The sequence below is a fragment of the Bartonella sp. AA81SXKL genome, from assembly GCF_042196945.1.
GTDB lineage: Bacteria > Pseudomonadota > Alphaproteobacteria > Rhizobiales > Rhizobiaceae > Bartonella.
The window spans coordinates 82595-102943 of record NZ_JBHIRH010000005.1 but is presented as its reverse complement, the minus strand read 5'-3'; the positions used below and the strand labels follow the sequence as shown (position 1 = coordinate 102943).

The window sequence follows — 20349 nt, the reverse complement described above, 5'->3', positions numbered from 1 at the left end:
CCTCTGTCAAATAAATTCATTTGAACGCTTGAACTCAATAACATCCCAAAACAAATGAGCAACATCTATACCGCAGAAGCGTTTAATTTCACGAATTCCCGTAGGAGACGTCACATTAATTTCTGTTATATAATCTCCAATCACATCAATCCCCACAAAAAGAAGACCGCGTTCCTTTAAGGCTGGACCAATGCGTTCACAAATTTCATAATCACGTTTTGTTAACTCCACATTTTCCGCGCGACCTCCAACATGCATATTAGAGCGCACATCTGTTTCTGTCGGAATTCGATTAATAGCTCCAACAGGTGTACCATCAAGCAAAATAATCCTTTTATCTCCTTTTCGTACTGCCTCTAAATAGCGCTGAACAATAAAAGGTTCGTGATAAATTTCTGCAAATATTTCCAACAATGATGCTAAATTGCGATCATCTTGTTTTAAATAAAAAATACCAGCGCCCCCATTTCCATAAAGTGGTTTAACAATAATATCGCCAAATGTCTCTCTAAAAGCTGTTATTTCTTCAATATCTTTGGTAATTAATGTTTCTGGCATCAGATCAGAAAATTCAGTAACAAAAATTTTTTCTGGACTGTTGCGTACCCATGCCGGATCATTCACAACGAGTGTTTTAGGATGAATACGTTCTAACAAATGAGTTGTTGTGATATAATTGAGATTAAAAGGTGGATCTTGGCGTAAAAGAACCACATCCATATCTGTTAATTCCGTACGAACAGGCTTTTCTAATCGATAGTGGCTTCCCTCTTTATCATGTACAATCAATGGCTCTAGTCGTGCAATCACACAACCATCGTATAGAGATAAACGATCTGGTGTATAATGGAAGAGAGAGTGTCCACGTTCTTGGGCTGCTAAAGCGAGTGCAAATGTCGTATCTCCTTGAATCCGAACTGTTGAAATATGATCCATCTGAATGGCAATTTTCATAAATAAATCCTCTCTATCCTAAAAGCAGACTGGTCTATGCATCATAAACTTAGTAAACAATAAAAGAACTATGACAAGAGAAAATTTATGACACAAGAAACAGATATAAAATTAAACAACAAAGAAATCGAACGCTATGCACGCCACATCATTTTGCCTGAAATTGGTGGTGCAGGGCAACAAAAGCTAAAAAAAGCACGTGTTCTTGTTGTAGGCGCTGGTGGTCTTGGTGCTCCTGTCTTAACCTATTTGGCTGCCGCAGGTGTTGGAACTCTTGGAATTGTCGATAACGACATCGTTTCACTTTCCAATTTACAACGCCAAGTTATTCATAAAACAAATGCAATCAAAAAAAGTAAAACAGACAGTGCTGAAACCACTATAAAAGCAATAAATCCCCATGTTATAGTTGAAAAACACACCCTACGCTTAGACAAAAGTAATGTGGATAAACTGCTCAATGCTTACCACATCATTGTTGATGGAAGTGATAATTTTACGACACGCTATCTTCTTGCTGATCACGCTGCCCAATGTAAAAAACCTTTAATAAGTGGTGCTGTAGAACGTTTTAATGGCTCATTAACCGTCCTTATGCCATATAAAGACAATAATCCTCACTATCGCGATTTATTCCCCACCTCTCCAGCTCACGGGACTATCCCAACATGCGCTGAAACTGGAATCATCGGTGTTTTACCTGGCGTTATTGGAACCCTACAAGCAATGGAAGTTATTAAAATGATCACAAACATCGGAGAGCCATTAGTAGGAAAGATTCTTCTCTATAATGGATTATTAGCGCAATTTAATATTATTACTTATAAACGCTCAAATTATAAAGAAAATACCATAGTTATTAAGGAGCTTGGAGAATCATGATTATGTCCTCTCTTCCACTAATTTTTAGCACTCTCGCAATATGTATTGAAATACTAATTATTTTATCGCAAGTCATCGAAACATTGTAACCAATGAAACCTATTAAATTTATCACAAATATGGCAAACCTTTTGTGAAAAAATAATTCTCTATAATGGATTATCATCATAATTTCATGTCATCGTCTATAAATGGACAGAGACTCGTGGGAACGTAGCTGCTATCAGTATTCTTGTGTAAAAAATTTTCGACGTAGATAAAAATACAATCAGCAGAACTCTATTCAACTATTTTACTATTCACACATAAAAATTGTTTCACATGAAAGTGCTTACTTCAAACCATAACCTATAAATAAATAATCTAAGTCATATTTTAGTGATCGATACTATAAAAGGTCAATGATCTGTCCATACATCTCTAACCTCAAGAGAAAACGTCTATTCATCAAGCATCATAAAATGCAGCTTAGGATTATTGCACGTATAAGAACAATCAATTATCTCTGTTCATAAGAAAAATACATGGGAATTGATGTAAAAGTACATAGGGATTGATGTGTATAGAAGGATTGAGATAAACTTCATGGAGAGCTTTAATTACATAATTATTGCATTCAGAAGCAGAAAGCTGCGGCTCATGAATTGATAATCCTTCAGCAATAATTTCACAGACAAGTATATGTAGAAAAAGTGAAGCACACAAATCTTGAAAACCAATCCGCAGATGACAGCGTAAAGAGTGCATTTTTATATAAGAGCTCTTTAAAATAAGCGAGTCAATATGCAATGTTAAATGTGTTCTGTTTTGCGTGAGGGGCGTTCCCCCTAACAAAACATCAATAAGAGCTCTTTTTATAAAACTATGAAACTAAAATTACAAAAAAATCAGACTTCTTTCTAAAGTTAACAACTATGGTATAAGTTAATTTGGCTCGTTCGCTTTATTATTATCCATTGGTAAAGGAACAGGATGATCGGATAAACTGCGTAAATAAAGCAAAAGATCGGCACGATCTTGGTCATTTTTAATTCCACGAAAAGACATAATAGTCCCAGGAAAAGCTTCACGTGGAGAACGTAGATAACGATCCAAAGTGATAAAATCCCATTTTTGATCAGAATGAGCACGCAATGCCCGTGAATAAGTAAAACCTGCTGCTGATGCCAAAGGGCGGTCAACAATCTTCCAGAGAACTGGACCAACACGCCCTGCTTCATTGCGTCCAGAAGTATGGCATATGGCACATTGGCGAAAAATTTTACGGCCATTTTCAAAATTGCCTTGTTGAAGGCGGCTATTTAGTGATAGGGAAACATCAGGTGCTTTTTGTTTTTCTTGAAATATATCATTCTTGGCAACTGTATGATGATATTGGACTGATGTAGGATGATCGTAAACTATATTGCTGAGTGTGAAAATCCCCACAATAGCAACCAGCACACATAAACAAGCACAAATAAAATAAATAAATCTCGGGCGATTCATAAAAACTCAAATGTTCACGGTTTCATTACAATTTTTAGTTTAAGCTTTTTCTTTATAACACACAATATCATAAATGCATCACAAATGACATTGGGAATCTTACAATGGCTCTTGAACCAATTATTCTTATTCCTGCCCGTATGGGCTCAACCCGTCTTCCTCAAAAAGCTCTCGCTGAAATTGGCGGAAAACCGATGATTGTTCATGTCGCAGAACAAGCCAAAAAAGCTGGAATAGGACGTACAATCGTTGCAACAGATCATAATGATATCGCTAAAGCTGTTGCAGATTATGGGCATGAATATATCATAACACGAGGTGATCATAAGTCTGGATCTGATCGTATTTATGAAGCTTTAGTGCGCATTGATCCTGAACAACGCTACAACGCCATTTTAAATATACAAGGTGACCTACCAACAATCATGCCTCGTGAAATCATTCGTGCACTACGCCCTTTAGAAAATAGCTTTACTGATATTGCAACCTTGGGTGCTCAAATCATTGAAGAAAATGAAACAAGAGATCCCAACGTTGTCAAAATCATTGGTACACCGCTTTCTCAAAATCGCCTTCGTGCTCTTTACTTTACGCGCGCCAAAGCACCTTATGGAGAGGGTCCTCTTTATCACCATATTGGAATATACGCCTATAGGCGCGAAGCACTTGAGAAATTTGTATCATTCAAACCCTCACCACTTGAGAAACGTGAAAAACTTGAACAATTACGTGCATTAGAAAACAATATGCGTATTGATGTGGAAATAGTCGATACAATTCCCTTAGGTGTAGATACACAACATGATCTCGATAGAGTTTGTGAGATTTTAGCATGAAAATACTTAAAAAAACTAATAAAATTTCTTTCCAAGGAGAATACGGCGCTAATTCCCATATTGCTTGCTCCAATATGTTCCCCAATATGGATGCTGTTCCCTCTGCTACTTTCGAAGACGCCCTTAATTTAGTGGAAAGCGGGAAAGCTGATCTTGCTATGATCCCTATTGAAAATACCCTTGCGGGACGCGTTGCAGACATTCATCATCTTTTACCGCAGTCATCTCTTTATATTATTGATGAATATTTTTTACCTATCCATTTTCAACTCATGGTTTTGCCCGGCGTTACACATGACGAAATTAAAACCGTCCACAGCCATACGCATGCCCTTGCACAATGCCGAAAAATCATACGAAACAACGGTTGGAAACCTGTTGTTTCTGCTGACACCGCTGGAGCTGCAAAATTTATTAAAAAAAATGCTAAACGTTCACAGGCTGCCTTAGCACCTTTAATCGCAGCAGAACTCTATGGACTTGATATTCTTGAAAGAGATGTTGAAGATAACCCTCATAATATTACCCGTTTTGTCATCCTTTCACGCTCCAAACGGCATGTCCCCAAACCTCAAAATGGCGAAAAAATCATCACCAGTCTTCTTTTTCGAGTGCGCAATGTCCCCGCTGCTCTCTATAAAGCTATGGGAGGATTTGCAACGAATGGTATCAATATGACAAAATTAGAAAGCTATCAAATTGGTGGAAATTTCAATGCAACACAATTCTTTGTTGATATTGAAGGACATCCTGAAGACCCGATGATGAAACTTGCCTTAGAAGAATTATCTTTCTTTTCTGCAGAACTGCGTATTATCGGTACTTATCCAGCACAAAACGATCGAACATCGTATATATAAAAGCAATTAAGCTGCCATCATTTTTATTGATATCAAAAAACATCATAAAAATTTCATAATGCAACCCATCTTGAAAGGGCTCGTTTTTTTCTACTCAACACCCTTCATAAACACTGAAGAAGAAAAAACAGCTCGTAATAGAATATATAAATTATTTTCATAATATTTTCTCACAAATTATATCATGATAAACCGCAATTCAACTCGTATAAAAACCAGTGTAAAAAAACACAGTAACCAAAAATAAAAACGCTTGTACCATCTATTTCCCTTTGATATATTCAAAGAGAGCCTCTTGAGAAAAGTCATTTCCTCTGACAATATTCCAATAAAGATAACGAACTTCTAAATTAGCTCTCAAAACAATTCAAATTATTATACATAATAGAGCATTCGAATCTCTTAGATTAATATCATTCTAAACATGGTTTAAAACTAGAAAATGCAACTTAGCCCTGATTTTAGCGTTAAGTTTGAACTTGTATCTTTATAAAAACTGATTTATGATTCACCTCACTTTAGAAAAAAGGAGAGGATAATGAAAAAAGTCTTCACGCGAGGATTATTAGCCGCAAATATTCTCGCCTACTCTAGTGTTGCATTTGCTGGCTTTGGTGAAAAAAAATGGAATTTTGCGCGGGATGAAAGTGTTGTGATCACACCATCCTATACATTCCAGCAAGGAGTTGAATACTCTTGTAATATCTTTAAACCAAAGAAAGTATCCTTTACTTTATCATACTCTGCCCCTTCTGATTTAAACAAATTGAGAATTTTTGTTGATGATGAAAAGAAAATAACCCATGATAAAGAAAAGAAAATCTTTACCCTAAAAAATATAAAATCTCTTCATATAAGTTTTCCTTGGTCAGGACATTATATTTTTAAAAATATTACGAACAAAAAAGTTGTTGGAACAGATTGTGACACAGGAGGTTATGATTAACAATATTTCTATAACATCTAAATTTGAGTACAGTTATTCTTTTTTTCAGGTGTTTTTTTCAAAATAGGGCATAATGAGCCATTAAAACTAATCGCTGAAAAGGTTATTTTTATACTAATATGGCAAACCTTAAGCTGCTTATAAGGTTAGATATTAAAGAACTTTTGCGAAAAATAGAAGACTAGACTTAAATTGTTCTGTATTTTCTACTATCAGAGCTATTTTTTTAATAAGAATATAACTTCTATCTTCGCAACTTCTTTATTTTAAGTACTATAAAGCACACCGTACCCAAATCACTTAGATAACCAGAAAAGTAGAATTTGCATCTACAGATGCATTCCTCACTGCACTTTAAGTCATACTCATTCAGCTTTTTATAAAAATTTATCTCGCTTTTCCCTCCTTATTAAAGAATATAATTATTTGAAACTATAAAATGTCGCTTATATCGAATAAGAACCATTTTTATGCTTATAAAATCAGTACCCCCTTATTTCTATAGCGTTTAATGTTGCATCTTCTCTTGCTGAGTACAATCCCTTAAAAATATATGAAATCTTTTCTCAAATAATGGAAATTCATATATTGATCCATTTTGTGATGAACATCAATGTTTTTTAATTAAAAGAACAAGCACGCAAAAAAAGAGCGATAACATTTACTTAGTATTTATATTCATATATGTTAAAAGCAAAAATATTACATATTTGATATTCTCATTCACCATAGAAATGAAGTGGTTCTCTTGTACGATATTTAAGATATTGACTTATCATTATAAGAGTTCGATTTTTTATAATGAATTACAACCACGAATAAAGTAAGATTCTCTCATCTTAAATCTCATATTGAAATCAATTAAATTTGTTTCCTTGAAAGTTACAAATGGAAGTGATGTGTGAGTAAAAACGATTAAAAAAGGAATAAAAATGCTTCTTATAAAGCCTCTCAAGTGCAAGGGATCGCAACATTGGGAGTTGTTAAGTAGTATGAGGGCTAAAATTTATACTTTTATTAAGCATAAAGAGGATAGTGCACAATGGATTTATACCTCAAGGGAAGCATATATACTATTTATGAGTGGATTTTGAAATATAGTTAAGAGTATTGAACAATAGCTCTTTAAAAAGCCTGTGAATGTACAACATTAAATGTATTATGTTTGGGATGTTTTGTATAGAGGAGCAACACCATTAAAGCAATATTTTATAATTATTTAAATAGCACTCTTCCCCCTAACTTTCGAATGTTAGCCAATTACATGATCTATATACTTTATTTGCCTTTTTTATCGTTGCAAATTTTTAATCATTCAATTTCGTAGTTTTAGAACAGGCGTATCTATCCTAAAACTCTTATATGTTTCAGCGAATGAGAATAATTATACATTCAGACGATCTTAAGCGAAAAGATATTTTCATACCAAATAAATATGAAGAGCTACTGCTATAAAAACTGGTAAATCCACAATCTCTTTGTTGTTTATATGTCAATAAATTAAACGCAAAGGAAAATTCTTCGTCTTTCTTAGGATATTTTTCGTTTCTGAGCTTGATTTTTCATTCCAAATCGACAATATGAACTTGGGAGGTTGGTGGTGGACGAACTACTCGCCAACTGGGTCAGGTCTGGAAAGAAGCAGCCCCAACGAGTTCTGGTACGGGTCATTGTTCCAACCTCCTATTTTGCTGAAGAAATTATTTTTTTATACTGTCTTTTAGCGAGGTATTTTTAATCTTCAGAGCGGCATTTGTATGCAGCAAATAAAGGGATTTTGTTGTTTTTAAACAAATTGTCCCATAAATAATTTGATTAAGAAAAAATCCTTTTATATGAGACTACAGTATTGATCTATGCTTTTGTATTATCAAAATGTACGCATAAAGAACTTCGAAGTTGGAAATATTCATGGAAAATTTACCGGTAGAAACAGCCTATCGTGTTCTTGCTCGTAAATATCGGCCCCAAAACTTCTCTGACCTCATTGGTCAGGAAGCTATGGTGCGTACTCTCACCAACGCCTTTGAAAAAGGTCGTATTGCACAAGCGTGGATGTTAACAGGGATTCGTGGCGTAGGTAAAACCACAACAGCACGTATTTTGGCACGTGCGCTTAATTATAAAACAAAAGATATTGACCAACCAACAACTGTATTGGACTCTCTTGGTGAACATTGCACACAAATTATCGAAGGGCGCCATATTGATGTTATAGAAATGGATGCCGCTTCTCATACGGGCATTGATGATATTCGTGAAATTATTGAACAAATACGCTATCGTCCTGTTTCTGCACGCTATAAAGTTTATATTATCGATGAAGTACATATGCTCTCAACACAAGCCTTTAATGGTTTATTGAAAACTCTTGAAGAACCACCTTCCCATGTGAAATTTATTTTTGCCACAACAGAAATTCGCAAAGTTCCTATTACAATTCTTTCGCGTTGCCAACGTTTTGATTTGCGACGTATTGAATCAAAAGCTTTGAGTGCACATTTGCGCCAAATTGCGAAATATGAAAAGGTAGAAGTAGAAGATCAAGCGCTCTCTATGATTGCCCGTGCTGCAGAAGGATCTGCACGTGATGCATTATCCATTTTTGATCAAGCAATCGCCCATAGCAATGGCAATGTTAATGCTATTGCGGTGCGTACAATGTTAGGATTAGCGGATCAAGCACGTATTATTGATCTTTTTGAATTTATCATGAAGGGCGATGTTGTCAATGCGTTACATGAATTACGCAGTCAATATGAAGCAGGTGCTGATCCTCTTACTATATTGACAGAACTAGCCGATTTTAATCATCTGGTCACACGTTTACGTTTTACACCAGAAATAGTGGAAGATTTCTCTCTGACTGAAGAACAACGTTTAAGAAGTTTAGACTTTTCAAAAAAACTTTCCGTTCCTATTTTATCCCGAAACTGGCAAATGTTACTCAAAGGTTTACAGGAAGTTAATCAAACTGCACGTCCTCTTCAAGCCGCTGAAATGCTTTTAATTCGTCTTGCTCACACGGCTGACTTACCAACTCTTGATGAGGCTTTAAAAAAGCTTACGCAAGAAAAAACGCCTCTCACACTGGTTAAAAATTCTTCTCATCAAGAATCTACAAATGCAAATAATATAACAAAAGAAACAATGCTCGGAGCCCATGCTTCCTCGAGCGTTTCAAATATATTAGCCGATCAATCAGATTTAAAAAGCTCTTTGAAAAACCAATTAGATCATTCCTTACAACCAGAAAATTTAGTTAAAAATCAAAACCATGACAAAATCAACGCCCAAGAAGTAACAGAAATTCTAGAAACTTCTCAATCTACTGATTTTTCTGAAAAGATTGCAAATTTATCGCATTCTGTCACGCAAACAACAGAAAAGATTACTGAACCTAAAACTCTCGTGATTAATTCTTTGCACGATATTGTTCAATTAGCCGAACAGCATAATGACGTTCCTTTCAAACTCCTTGTTAAAGAATTTGTTCATCCTGTTTCTTTTGAAGCTGGGCATATTACCTTGAGACTTTCTGAAAATACCCCACAATTTCTTGCTCATGATATAGAAAAAAAGATATCTCAATGGACTGAAAAACGCTGGACAATAACTTTTGTTAATGAAGGAGGTGGCCCAACCTTACAGGAGGAAAGTATAGCGATTCAAAAGACTCTTTTTTCCAATGCAGAAACAGATCCTGATATCGCGAAAATCCTCAATCATTTCCCAGAAGCAAAAATTGTCGATATTCGACTCAATAAAGAAGAAAATGATCTTGATTTACTCCCCAATACCTTTAAAAATGCTGATATTTTTAAAAATAAAAATGATATCAATGATGAATAAGGATACCTATTCCTATGCGTGAAATGATGAGCATGATGAAAAAAGCCAAAGAAATGCAAGAAAAAATGCAGAAGATTCAGGAGGAAATAGCTAATCTGCAAGCTGTGGGCACTGCAGGGGGTGGTCTCGTCAATATCACTTTAAATGGCAAAAATATTATAACAGCAATTCAAATTGATCCTTCATTACTCAAACCTGAGGAAGCTGAAATTCTTGAAGATCTCATTATGGCGGCTTATAATGAAGCAAGAACAAAAATCGAAGTCGCAATAGAAGAAAAAACCAAAAGTATGACCGCAGGGCTACCACTCCCATCAGGTTTCAAGCTTCCATTTTAATGAAACGGATTTTTTCCGTGGGACAAAAATATGTCTAAATACATTGCAGGACCTGAAATTGAACGTCTCATTCAGATTTTATCACGGTTACCAGGTCTTGGTCCACGTTCAGCACGTCGTGCTGCGCTTCATCTTATCAAAAAAAAAGAGACATTGCTGGAGCCTTTGGGAGCGGCTATACAAGCAGCTATAGAAAAAGTCGGCATTTGTTCTGTTTGTGGAAATGTCGATACCATTGATCCTTGTTCAATTTGCACAGATTTACGCCGCGATGATACAACAATCATTGTTGTTGAGGATATTGCTGATCTGTGGGCTCTTGAGCGCGCAAAAACTTTAGCCGCACGTTACCATGTGTTGGGTGGACGACTCTCCCCCTTAGATGGAATAGGCCCTGATGAACTCAATATTGCCACCTTAATACAACGTGTTGTACAAAACCCTATTACGGAGATTATTCTTGCTGTCAATGCGACTGTCGAAGGTCAAACAACTGCTCACTATATCACCGATCAGCTTTCCAATTTTCCAGTTAAAATTACGCGACTTGCTCATGGTGTCCCTGTAGGAGGCGAGCTTGATTATCTTGATGACGGAACTTTAGCAGCAGCTGTACAAGCAAGAACAAATCTTTAAAAATTTCTTTCTCTTACCTGTTATTTCGTTTTATTTACTATTATTTCTTTGTATGGGGAAAATATTCAAGTGATAAAGAAAAAACTCTCACTTTTAAACGACTTTGGTCCTGGTATTCTAGTATGTTTACTCATATCAGCCTTAGCTTATGGCTTAGAAGTCGTAGAAAAACAGCTTTTTGGACAAGCTTGGCTTGAAAGCATTGTTTTGGCAATTCTTTTAGGATCGATTATCCGTAGTTGTTTTCCTTTGCCAACATATTTTCAAAAAGGTATCACCTTTTGTGCAAAAACACTTCTCGAAATTGCTATCGTTCTTCTAGGAGCAAGCATTAGCATTAACGCAGTCCTTTCAGCTGGCTGGAATTTGCTTGCTAGTATCATATTCGTGATATTCGTAACGATTATCCTGAGCTTTGCCATCGGCCGACTTTTCGGGCTTTCTACACATTTAGCAATGCTGGTCGCTTGTGGGAATGCTATTTGTGGCAATTCAGCTATTGTCGCCGTTGCACCTGTCATAAAAGCAAAACATGACGATGTAGCCGCGTCAATTGCCTTCACTGCTCTTTTAGGAATTCTTATTATTTTATTTCTACCCTTTTTACATCCGTCTCTGAATTTGTCATTTAGCCAATATGGTGTGCTTGCTGGCATGGTTGTTTATGCTGTACCACAGGTTTTAGCAGCAACAGCATCTGTCTCTTTTCTGAGTGTTCAAATTGCAACAATTGTCAAATTAGTACGGGTTCTCATGTTAGGCCCTGTTATTTTTACTCTATCAATCATTTATCGCCGATCAGCACAAACACGCTTGCGTTTACATACCCTCGTCCCATGGTTTATCATTGGCTTTATTATCATGATGCTTGTTCGCTCAAGTGGTCTTATCCCTGAAAAGGCTATCAATCCCATCAAATTTATTGCCCAGTTGTTTACTGTTATCTCAATGGCTGCACTAGGATTAGGTGTTGATATCCGATCACTAAAAAAAGCAGGATGGCGCGTCATTTTGGCTTCAACCTGCTCCATAATTATTCTCGGTATTTGTAGCCTTATCATGATACAATTAAATGATTTAAATCATATAACATTTTAAATGTGTATTGATTATTATTTTTTCAACGTAGTATGCAATCAACCCAAAGTCCTCATTATTATTAAAATCAGTTCTTTCATAAACCAGAAAAAGTTCTAAAATACTGCTCATTATTCTATACAAAAAATTGAAAGAGCTGATATTTAAGTGAAAACTGTCAAATTTGCTTTTCAGTCCATAATGATTTGCAACAGGGTAGTATCGAAATACGTAACTCATGCAAAACAATGCCATTTCTTTCATCTGCTCTCATTACGCTGAGGTTTTTATATAAAGACGGATAGAATATATTCTTATTTGGAAAAAATGTGGGGTCATAACTTTTCCTCTTTTAAATTACTTTTACTTACTATGTAATACAAGTGGCATCATCGTACTATTTGATAGCTTAAAAGTTGTGACAATCCTTACATTTAAACGATTCGTGAAAGGAGTTTTTATTCTTTTCTTCAACAGTTTTGATTCATACGCTAACTCCGCTTGTAATATACAAGCTAATAACTTTAATTGTTTCACCATAAGTAGATTTAAAATAAGAGAATCTTATAATACTCAAGATACTCATTCAAAAAGTGATAAAAATAAGGATTAAATCAACATCTCGTTCTACCCCATAAAAAGATATTGTTGCTTATTGGCACTAGTAACTTTCTTACAAATGAAATATACGATAATGAAAATATTAAAAATACAGCAGGACTTTTATTTATCGTTTTATTCAACTAAAATATTTTTATGCTTATCCTTGCTATAGATACTGCTTCAATTTATTGTGCTGTTGCGCTTATTCGTCATAAATCTGTTATTGCGCGTATCAATGAGCGCATGAACAAAGGACATGCTGAAAAACTTATTGGGCAGATTACACAAATAATGACACAAGCCAATATGACGCTTGATCAAGTTGAGCGTATTGCTGTCAATATTGGACCTGGGTCATTTACTGGTGTACGTGTCGGTGTTGCAACAGCGCGCGCTTTGGCATTAGCACTTGAAATACCAGCTATTGGTGTGAGTGCTCTTGAAGCGTTAGCAGCACAAGTCATAAACAGTAAAAGTACAGCATCGGCAATTACTGTTGTCATTGAAGCAGGGAGAGGAATGTTCTACCATCAAAATTTTCATAATGATCTCACACCTTTGGGAGAGCCGGCATTAAAAACAATTGAAAATATCCTCGAAGATTTGCCAAAAAAAACCCGACTGACTGGCCCAGCTGCTGATGTCGTTGTGGAGCATGTTAAAAACCATAAAATATACGAAAAAATTGTCCTAGAAAAAATCTCCTGCGAAGCGGCTGATATTGTAAACTATGCTTATCTTGCTGCAAACAAACAATCAAAAAATTCACCTCGCCCACTCTATCTACGCAGCGCTGATGCAAAACAACAAACCAATTTTTCTTTACCACAAAAAAAATAATGCCCAAATTTTCATTGACAAAAAAGAATTTTGGAATTGCTCCGCTACAAGTTAATGATAGTGCTTCTCTTCATCAAATTCATCAGCATTGTTTTACCCCTTCTTGGGAAAAACAAGCTTTTGATAATTTCTTAACAGATCACTCTATCTTCGGACACAAAGTTTTTCTCATTGATCGCTCTGATCAAATTTTAGGCTTTTGCCTATGCCGTCTCATCCTTGATGAAGCAGAAATCATCACAATTGCTGTTCATCCTCATTATCGTCAACAAGGAATTGGTACCTTTCTTATCGAAAGCACAGTTCACCATCTTCACGACAAGGGCGCCATAAAATTATTCTTGGAAGTAGAAGCCACAAATCTTTCTGCTTTGAACCTTTATCAACGCTTTGAATTTCAAAAAATTTCTGAACGTCTTGCCTACTACGCGTCAAAAAATGGTCGTGGTGATGCAATTATCATGCAAAAAACTTTTAAGCAAATAGATTGAGATTTGTGTAAAAAACATTTACACATGCGCTATGAATAAAGTAAATCCTAAAAATACGCCTCCTGTTGCTCCTAAAAAGGTTTTTATCAAAACCTATGGATGTCAAATGAACGTTTATGATAGCCAACGGATGACTGATAGTCTCAGTTCGCAAGGCTATGTGACAACACAAATTCCCAATGATGCCGATCTTATTCTTGTTAATACCTGTCATATTCGTGAAAAAGCAGCAGAAAAACTTTATTCTGATCTCGGTCGTTTGCGCGTTATGCGTCAAGAGCGCACACCTGATAAACCCCTTATGGTTGGTGTAACAGGTTGTGTTGCACAAGCTGAGGGAAGTGAAATCTTGCGCCGTGCTCCAACAGTGGATCTTGTTATTGGTCCGCAAATGTATCATCGCTTGCCAGAATTGTTAGAAAAAGCCAAACAAGGGAAAAAAATTATCGAAACAGACTATGCTGTTGAAGATAAATTTGCTCATTTGCCGCCCCATAATAAACATGCAGTAAGAAAACGAGGTGTTAGCGCATTTTTAACAGTGCAGGAAGGTTGCGATAAATTTTGCACTTTTTGTGTTGTTCCGTACACACGCGGTGCTGAAATATCACGATCCGTTGAACAAATTACTGAAGAGGCCCTTCAACTCATCGAAGCGGGTGTCAAAGAAATTACGCTGCTTGGACAAAATGTCAATGGTTGGCATGGACAAAGTGCTGATGGCAAAACTTGGCGTCTTGGCGATCTTCTTTATCATCTCGCAAAACTCGATGGTTTAAAGCGTTTGCGTTACACAACCAGCCACCCACGTGATATGGATGATAGCCTTATTGCCGCGCATCGAGATCTTGATATGTTAATGCCTTACCTCCATCTTCCTGTTCAATCAGGTTCAGATCGCATCTTAAAAGCCATGAACCGACAACACAAAAGCTCTCATTATCTTCATCTTATCGAAAAAATTCGAACCGTACGGCCAGATATTGCCTTTTCAGGCGATTTTATTGTAGGGTTTCCAGGAGAAACAGATGAAGACTTTGAAGAAACCATTAAACTTATTCAACAAGTACAGTACAGTTCAGCTTATTCTTTTAAATATTCCCCCCGTCCTGGAACAGTGGGAGCCACAATGAAAAATCATGTTGATGAATCTGTAAAAGATGCCCGACTTCAACATTTACAAATCCTTCTCCTTGAGCAACAAAATGCATTTTTGCGTTCTAAAATTGGTCAAAAAACGAACGTTCTCATCGAAAAAACTGGACGTCACTCAGGACAAATGGTAGGGCGTTCCCCTTGGCTTTTACCTGTTGTCGTCGATACAGAAGCCTCTACAGGTAGCGTGATAGAAATTCATATTAAAAATGCAAGCTCAAACAGTTTTGTTGGTGAAGTGACAAATAGATAGACATGCCTCTAACACCTTGTTCACAATAAATATTTTGGAAAACTCTTTTATTTTAAAAGAAAATGATTACATCTAAAGCGTGCACTTTTTGTAAAAAATTGTCTTTTATAAAGTTTACTTAAAAAAATGTGCAATATTTATGTAGATATGGAGAATAGGCTGAAAGCTTCAACCGAAAAAATAAAGCGTATTAAAGAAAAAGTAAATACGTCCCTTGAAAAGGCTGATACCTTGAAACAAACAAGCGCTTCAGATCTGAGCCAAGTTGTTTTGATTTTCGAAAATAATCAATATGCAAAAGCAGTTTTTGGTAAATTTGACGAAAATCTCGCTTATATCGAAAAAAAACTCGAACTTAGTATTCATCCGCGTGGTAATGAAGTCTTAATCCGTGGAAATATTTCCGTTATAAAACGTGCGCAATATGTATTGCAGCAGCTTTATGAACGTGCCAAAACACATCAAGAGCTCACTTTATCAGATATAAAAGGAGCGATTGCTATGGCAAATATACCAAAGAAGCAGAAAGAAGACACAATAACACACAAATCTGCAACGAAACGTATACCAGCACGGTTGAGTACCCATAAAAAAATAATTCATGCAAGAACTCCAACACAAGACGCTTACATAAGTGCTATGGAGCATACTGAACTTGTGTTTGGTGTAGGACCAGCAGGAACAGGAAAAACGTATCTTGCTGTTGCTCATGCTGCAATGCTTCTAGAACGTGGTATCATTGAACGAATTATTCTCTCACGTCCGGCTGTTGAAGCTGGAGAACGTCTTGGTTTTCTTCCCGGTGATCTCAAAGAAAAAGTCGACCCATATTTACGACCACTTTATGATGCTCTTTATGATATGATGCCCGCTGAAAAAATAGAACGCATTTTAGCTTCTGGTGTCATAGAAATTGCTCCTCTCGCCTTTATGCGCGGACGAACACTTGCCCATGCTGCTGTTATTCTTGATGAGGCACAAAATACTACGCCCATGCAAATGAAGATGTTCCTCACACGTCTTGGAGAAGGAACGCGTATGATCGTTACCGGTGACGTAAGCCAAATTGATTTGCCTACAGGGCAAAAATCAGGTCTCATTGAAGCAGTTCGCATTCTTTCAAATATAGAAAATATTGCAATTGTGCATTTTGATGAAAAAGATGTTGTACGCCATCCACTTGTTGCTGCTATCGTTCGTGCTTATGATCGTGATTCCGAAATACAAAATAAAAAAAAATCATTCACACGCGATGCATTAAAAAATGAATTTGATTCATCATGATTATTATTGATATAATGATTAAAAGCGCAGGGTGGAATGATGAGAAAATGCTTTATAATATCACTGAAAAAGCATTAATGACAGCTATGCATCATGTTTCATTGGAAAATGTTGTAAGCGAGATTAGCCTGCTTTTTACGGATGATGAACATATGGCACAAATCAATGCACAATGGCGCAACAAAAACAAATCTACTAATGTACTATCCTTTCCTGCTTTTCCACTTAAAGCTGGAAATCGACCTGGTCCCATGCTCGGTGATATTATTATTGCCCGAGAAACTGTTGTTTTCGAAGCAGAGAAAGAAGGAAAAACATTTCAAGACCATTTAACACATATGATTGTTCATGGTATCTTGCATCTGCTTGGTTATGACCATGAAACTGATGATGAAGCATATAAAATGGAAAAGCTCGAAAGGGAAATTCTTCAAAAGCTTTCCATAAAAGATCCTTACGCATAATTGTCTATCAATGATAAAATTTAACTTTTAAAATCAATATTACCAGCATACCATTTAAAGCCTCTTATTTATCTGTTATAAAAGAAAGTCTAGAAGATTTCAAAACCATGGCAAACAAAATAAATGCACAAAATAATAATCAAGCATCTTCTAATAATGAAAAAGACCCCTCTCAGCAAACGAATCATACAGAAAAATATTCCCTGATGAATCATTTGTTTTCATTCTTACGGGGTCGAAATTGTGCATCTACGTCACTGCGCGATGATCTTACCGTTGCACTCACAACTAACAATGAAAAAGATACCGCCCTCTTCTCACCTGAAGAACGTACTATGCTGCATAACATTTTACGCTTACGTGAAGCACGCGTGGATGATGTTATGATACCTCGTTCTGAAATCGAAGCATTAGAAATAAACACCTCTCTTGGAGAAACCCTTAAATGTTTTGCAAAAATTGGTCATTCTCGTATCCCCGTTTATGCTGAAACTTTAGATGATCCGCGCGGCATGATCCATATCCGCGATATTCTTAACTACATCACTCGCTTTATTATCAATCCAACAAAAACCGAACAAAAATCCGATTTTCTTCAATTAAACCATACAGACTTGCGTACTCCAATTGGTGAATTGGATTTGATCCGAACAGTTCTCTTTGTTCCCAGTTCTATGCTTGCAAGCAAATTATTAACACGGATGCAAACTACACGAACTCAAATGGCTTTAGTTATTGATGAACATGGAGGAACAGATGGTCTCGTTTCAATGGAAGATATTGTTGAGTTAGTCGTTGGAGATATCGAAGATGAACATGATAATGTCAACAATGCTATCGTACGTGAACCAAATAATAAATGGCTCGTTGATGCAAGAACTGAACTAGAAGATGTTGAGAAAGCTCTTGGTCCTGATTTTATCGTAGGAGAATATGGTGATGAAGTTGATACTATTGGTGGTTTGATCGTCTCAATTCTTGATCGCATTCCTGCCAAAGGTGAAATTGTCGAAGCTGTACCTGGCTATAGATTTCGTATTTTAGAAGCTGATAAACGCCGGATCAAACGGTTGCGCATTTTTCGCATTCCCAAAAATGAGAATCTTGAGAACAATGCCATCCCTAAAGAATAGTCCAGCGTTTTTAAACAATTTCATCGTTTTTTTATTCTCTGTTACAGGCTGGAAGCGCCAAGCATGGATATTTCTGTGTGGTGCTCTTACTTCTTTTGCACTTCCACCCTTTTATTTAACACCTCTTTGCTTTCTAACTTTCCCTCTCTTTATTGTTTTACTTGACTCAATACAGGACACCAAAAACAATAAAAAACATTTTTTTACTTACGCTTTAAGCTGTGGAACCTTTGGTTTTAGTTATTTTATTTGCGGCCTTTGGTGGCTATGCAATGCTTTGTTAACAGATCCAGATTCTTTTGGTTGGGCCGTCCCATTAGCCATTTTAGTCCCTCCACTCTACCTTTCTTTTTATTGGTTTTTTTCTGGTTTCATTGTCGGTTTATTATGGACAAAAGGAATAGCACGCTTTTTTGTTTTAGCCTTTGCATTAGGATTATCCGAGTGGTTGCGTGCGTTTTTATTCACAGGATTTCCATGGAATTCTCTTGGCTATACAGCCATGCCAACCCCAGTGTTCATGCAATCTGATGCAATCGTAGGACTTTACGGAATGAATATTCTTGCTGTCTTAGCCTACAGTTTGCCAACTGTTTTATTAACGGATGAAAAAAAGAAAGTGGCACTTTCTCTTTGCTTATCACTTATATTAATTCACTGTGGTTTTGGGTTTTATCGTCTTCATACTATAGAAAACACAGCTGAAGATCAAAAAAGTGCTTATTGGGTGCGCATTGTTCAACCGTCCATCCAACAAAATATAAAATTGCGTGATAATACACGAGAATCTATGTTGGAAGCGCATATGAAGCTAAGTGCAACGCCAACAACCGATCAAAATTCAGAACCCGATTTTATCGTATGGTCTGAAGCTTCCGTTCCTTACCTTCTCTATGATAACTCATCTACCACAATGCGCATTGCCTCTCTTTTAAAACCTAAACAATGGGCTATCGTTGGAGCAATACGCGCCAGCAATGATCTACCTCATTCCCAAACACAATATTTTAATACAATTGCAGTCATTAATGCTCAAGGTAATATTTTAAATACTTCCGATAAACTTCATTTGGTTCCTTTTGGTGAGTATCTTCCTTATCAGAATTTATTGAAAAAAATTGGATTGCGTACCCTTGCCGATAATATTGGTGGATATAGTGCTGCAAGTGTGCGCAAAATTGTTACAATGCCAAACGGATTTTCTTATCTACCCTTGATTTGTTATGAAGCAATATTTCCCCATGAAATGACTTTTAAAGGCTCCCCGCCTCAAGCAATTATTAATATTACAAATGATGCATGGTTTGGTGTAACACCTGGACCCTATCAACATCTTCAACAAGCACAGCTTCGTGCCGTTGAACTGGGAATCCCCCTCATACGGGCAGCCAATAATGGCATATCAGCTGTTATTGATTCTTATGGACGAATCGTTGTAGCTCTTCGACAAAATGCTGTGGGCATTATTGATTCACGAGTTCCATCATCCATTACCCCTATAGGAAGCAATGAATACAGAACTTTCTCTACTTTTATCTTATTCATCCTTATGCTATTGTGTCGTATTGGTTTTGGTTTTACAAAACAGCTTAAATGATTCAAGTGCCCTTTGTACGGTATTATGTTGCGTGTACCAGTAATATTGGGAAAAAATATTACATATTGTTTTAATTATATGATAAATCAACTGCGCATAAATATGATGTTGGTTTAGAAGAAAAATGCTGGAAATAAAGAGTTGCATTATGACCGAAACTAAAAAAAAACCTGACCCTATAGATATCTATGTTGGAACTCGTATCCGTTTACGTCGTAATATTTTAGGACTCACTCAAGAGAAACTAGGTGAAAAATTAGGAATTACTTTTCAGCAAATCCAAAAATATGAAAAAGGAACAAACCGTATTGGTGCCAGCCGTCTTCAAGCGATAGCGGAAATTATGGATGTTCCTGTTTCTTACTTTTTTGATAAAGGTATTACCTCCCAACAAGTAGAGGGTTTTGCTGAAAGTGAACACAATTTTATAGACTTTTGTTCTAGCAGCGAAGGGATTCAACTCATGCGCGCTTTTACAAATATATCTGATGCTAAAGTGCGTCGAAAAATTATTGACTTGGCAAAAGCACTTTCTGAGGAAGATTTGACAAATAAGTTATAAATTAAAATTATATCTTTTCTCTTTTATTCATATACATTTGCATTGACTATTTGCTGTAGAATTAGCAAATGGTGACGACTTTAGTAAGCAATTGATTA

Annotated in this window: 18 protein-coding genes and 1 other RNA gene; 17 read left to right on the top strand and 2 right to left on the bottom strand. The window is 36.3% G+C overall.

What is annotated here, in order from left to right:
- Nucleotides 1-6 precede the first annotated feature (6 nt).
- Nucleotides 7-954 carry a glutathione synthase gene (gshB, locus tag ACFINZ_RS04435; RefSeq protein WP_375634580.1) on the bottom strand — a complete coding sequence of 316 codons (948 nt, stop codon included), beginning with the start codon at nt 952-954 and terminating at the stop codon, nt 7-9.
- 87 nt (nt 955-1041) lie between these two features.
- Here gshB and ACFINZ_RS04430 point away from each other — a divergent pair, with 87 nt between their 5' ends.
- Nucleotides 1042-1836, top strand: a complete 795-nt coding sequence (locus ACFINZ_RS04430; RefSeq protein ID WP_375636671.1) for a molybdopterin-synthase adenylyltransferase MoeB — start codon at nt 1042-1044, stop codon at nt 1834-1836.
- A 924-nt stretch (nt 1837-2760) separates the two neighbouring features.
- Here ACFINZ_RS04430 and ACFINZ_RS04425 read toward each other — a convergent pair.
- A complete protein-coding gene (locus tag ACFINZ_RS04425) occupies nt 2761-3324 on the bottom strand; it encodes a c-type cytochrome (RefSeq protein WP_375618029.1) in 564 nt (187 codons plus the stop codon).
- A gap of 104 nt (nt 3325-3428) precedes the next feature.
- Between ACFINZ_RS04425 and ACFINZ_RS04420 the strand changes: the two genes are divergently transcribed.
- The 16 genes from ACFINZ_RS04420 to ACFINZ_RS04345 all read left to right on the top strand — a co-directional run bounded on the left by ACFINZ_RS04420 (nt 3429) and on the right by ACFINZ_RS04345 (nt 20251).
- Complete coding sequence (locus tag ACFINZ_RS04420) at nt 3429-4160, top strand: 3-deoxy-manno-octulosonate cytidylyltransferase (protein WP_375618030.1); 732 nt, start codon at nt 3429-3431, stop codon at nt 4158-4160.
- On the top strand, nt 4157-5020 hold the full coding sequence (locus tag ACFINZ_RS04415) for a prephenate dehydratase (RefSeq protein WP_273790573.1): 864 nt from the start codon (nt 4157-4159) through the stop codon (nt 5018-5020). Before ACFINZ_RS04420 ends, ACFINZ_RS04415 begins: the two co-directional genes overlap by 4 nt.
- Nucleotides 5021-5558: 538 nt before the next feature.
- Nucleotides 5559-5966 (top strand): hypothetical protein, encoded by a 408-nt coding sequence (locus ACFINZ_RS04410; RefSeq protein WP_375633994.1) that lies wholly within the window; start codon nt 5559-5561, stop codon nt 5964-5966.
- A gap of 1589 nt (nt 5967-7555) precedes the next feature.
- Nucleotides 7556-7653, top strand: an RNA gene (ffs, locus tag ACFINZ_RS04405) — signal recognition particle sRNA small type.
- A 224-nt stretch (nt 7654-7877) separates the two neighbouring features.
- Nucleotides 7878-9818 (top strand): DNA polymerase III subunit gamma/tau, encoded by a 1941-nt coding sequence (locus ACFINZ_RS04400; protein WP_375701185.1) that lies wholly within the window; start codon nt 7878-7880, stop codon nt 9816-9818.
- Between the two features lie 14 nt (nt 9819-9832).
- Nucleotides 9833-10156: a YbaB/EbfC family nucleoid-associated protein gene (locus ACFINZ_RS04395; protein ID WP_375606797.1), complete on the top strand. Its 324-nt coding sequence runs from the start codon at nt 9833-9835 to the stop codon at nt 10154-10156.
- A 30-nt stretch (nt 10157-10186) separates the two neighbouring features.
- Nucleotides 10187-10792, top strand: a complete 606-nt coding sequence (gene recR, locus ACFINZ_RS04390; protein WP_273790577.1) for a recombination mediator RecR — start codon at nt 10187-10189, stop codon at nt 10790-10792.
- A 69-nt stretch (nt 10793-10861) separates the two neighbouring features.
- A complete protein-coding gene (locus ACFINZ_RS04385; protein WP_375633991.1) occupies nt 10862-11890 on the top strand; it encodes a YeiH family protein in 1029 nt (342 codons plus the stop codon).
- 735 nt (nt 11891-12625) lie between these two features.
- The gene (gene tsaB, locus ACFINZ_RS04380; protein WP_375701184.1) at nt 12626-13312 is read left to right on the top strand and encodes a tRNA (adenosine(37)-N6)-threonylcarbamoyltransferase complex dimerization subunit type 1 TsaB; all 687 of its coding nucleotides are present in this window, start codon (nt 12626-12628) and stop codon (nt 13310-13312) included.
- Nucleotides 13312-13803 carry a ribosomal protein S18-alanine N-acetyltransferase gene (rimI, locus tag ACFINZ_RS04375; protein ID WP_375633989.1) on the top strand — a complete coding sequence of 164 codons (492 nt, stop codon included), beginning with the start codon at nt 13312-13314 and terminating at the stop codon, nt 13801-13803. The genes tsaB and rimI overlap by 1 nt, the downstream gene beginning before the upstream one ends.
- A gap of 31 nt (nt 13804-13834) precedes the next feature.
- Nucleotides 13835-15211 carry a tRNA (N6-isopentenyl adenosine(37)-C2)-methylthiotransferase MiaB gene (gene miaB / locus ACFINZ_RS04370; protein ID WP_375633987.1) on the top strand — a complete coding sequence of 459 codons (1377 nt, stop codon included), beginning with the start codon at nt 13835-13837 and terminating at the stop codon, nt 15209-15211.
- A 159-nt stretch (nt 15212-15370) separates the two neighbouring features.
- Nucleotides 15371-16495: a PhoH family protein gene (locus ACFINZ_RS04365; protein ID WP_375634606.1), complete on the top strand. Its 1125-nt coding sequence runs from the start codon at nt 15371-15373 to the stop codon at nt 16493-16495.
- Nucleotides 16492-16959, top strand: a complete 468-nt coding sequence (gene ybeY, locus ACFINZ_RS04360) for an rRNA maturation RNase YbeY (RefSeq protein WP_375633985.1) — start codon at nt 16492-16494, stop codon at nt 16957-16959. Before ACFINZ_RS04365 ends, ybeY begins: the two co-directional genes overlap by 4 nt.
- 107 nt (nt 16960-17066) lie before the next feature.
- A complete protein-coding gene (locus ACFINZ_RS04355; RefSeq protein WP_375701183.1) occupies nt 17067-18092 on the top strand; it encodes a hemolysin family protein in 1026 nt (341 codons plus the stop codon).
- Nucleotides 18055-19689: an apolipoprotein N-acyltransferase gene (gene lnt, locus ACFINZ_RS04350; RefSeq protein WP_375633982.1), complete on the top strand. Its 1635-nt coding sequence runs from the start codon at nt 18055-18057 to the stop codon at nt 19687-19689. The genes ACFINZ_RS04355 and lnt overlap by 38 nt, the downstream gene beginning before the upstream one ends.
- Before the next feature lie 148 nt (nt 19690-19837).
- Nucleotides 19838-20251, top strand: a complete 414-nt coding sequence (locus ACFINZ_RS04345) for a helix-turn-helix domain-containing protein (RefSeq protein WP_375633981.1) — start codon at nt 19838-19840, stop codon at nt 20249-20251.
- The last annotated feature ends 98 nt before the right edge of the window (nt 20252-20349 follow it).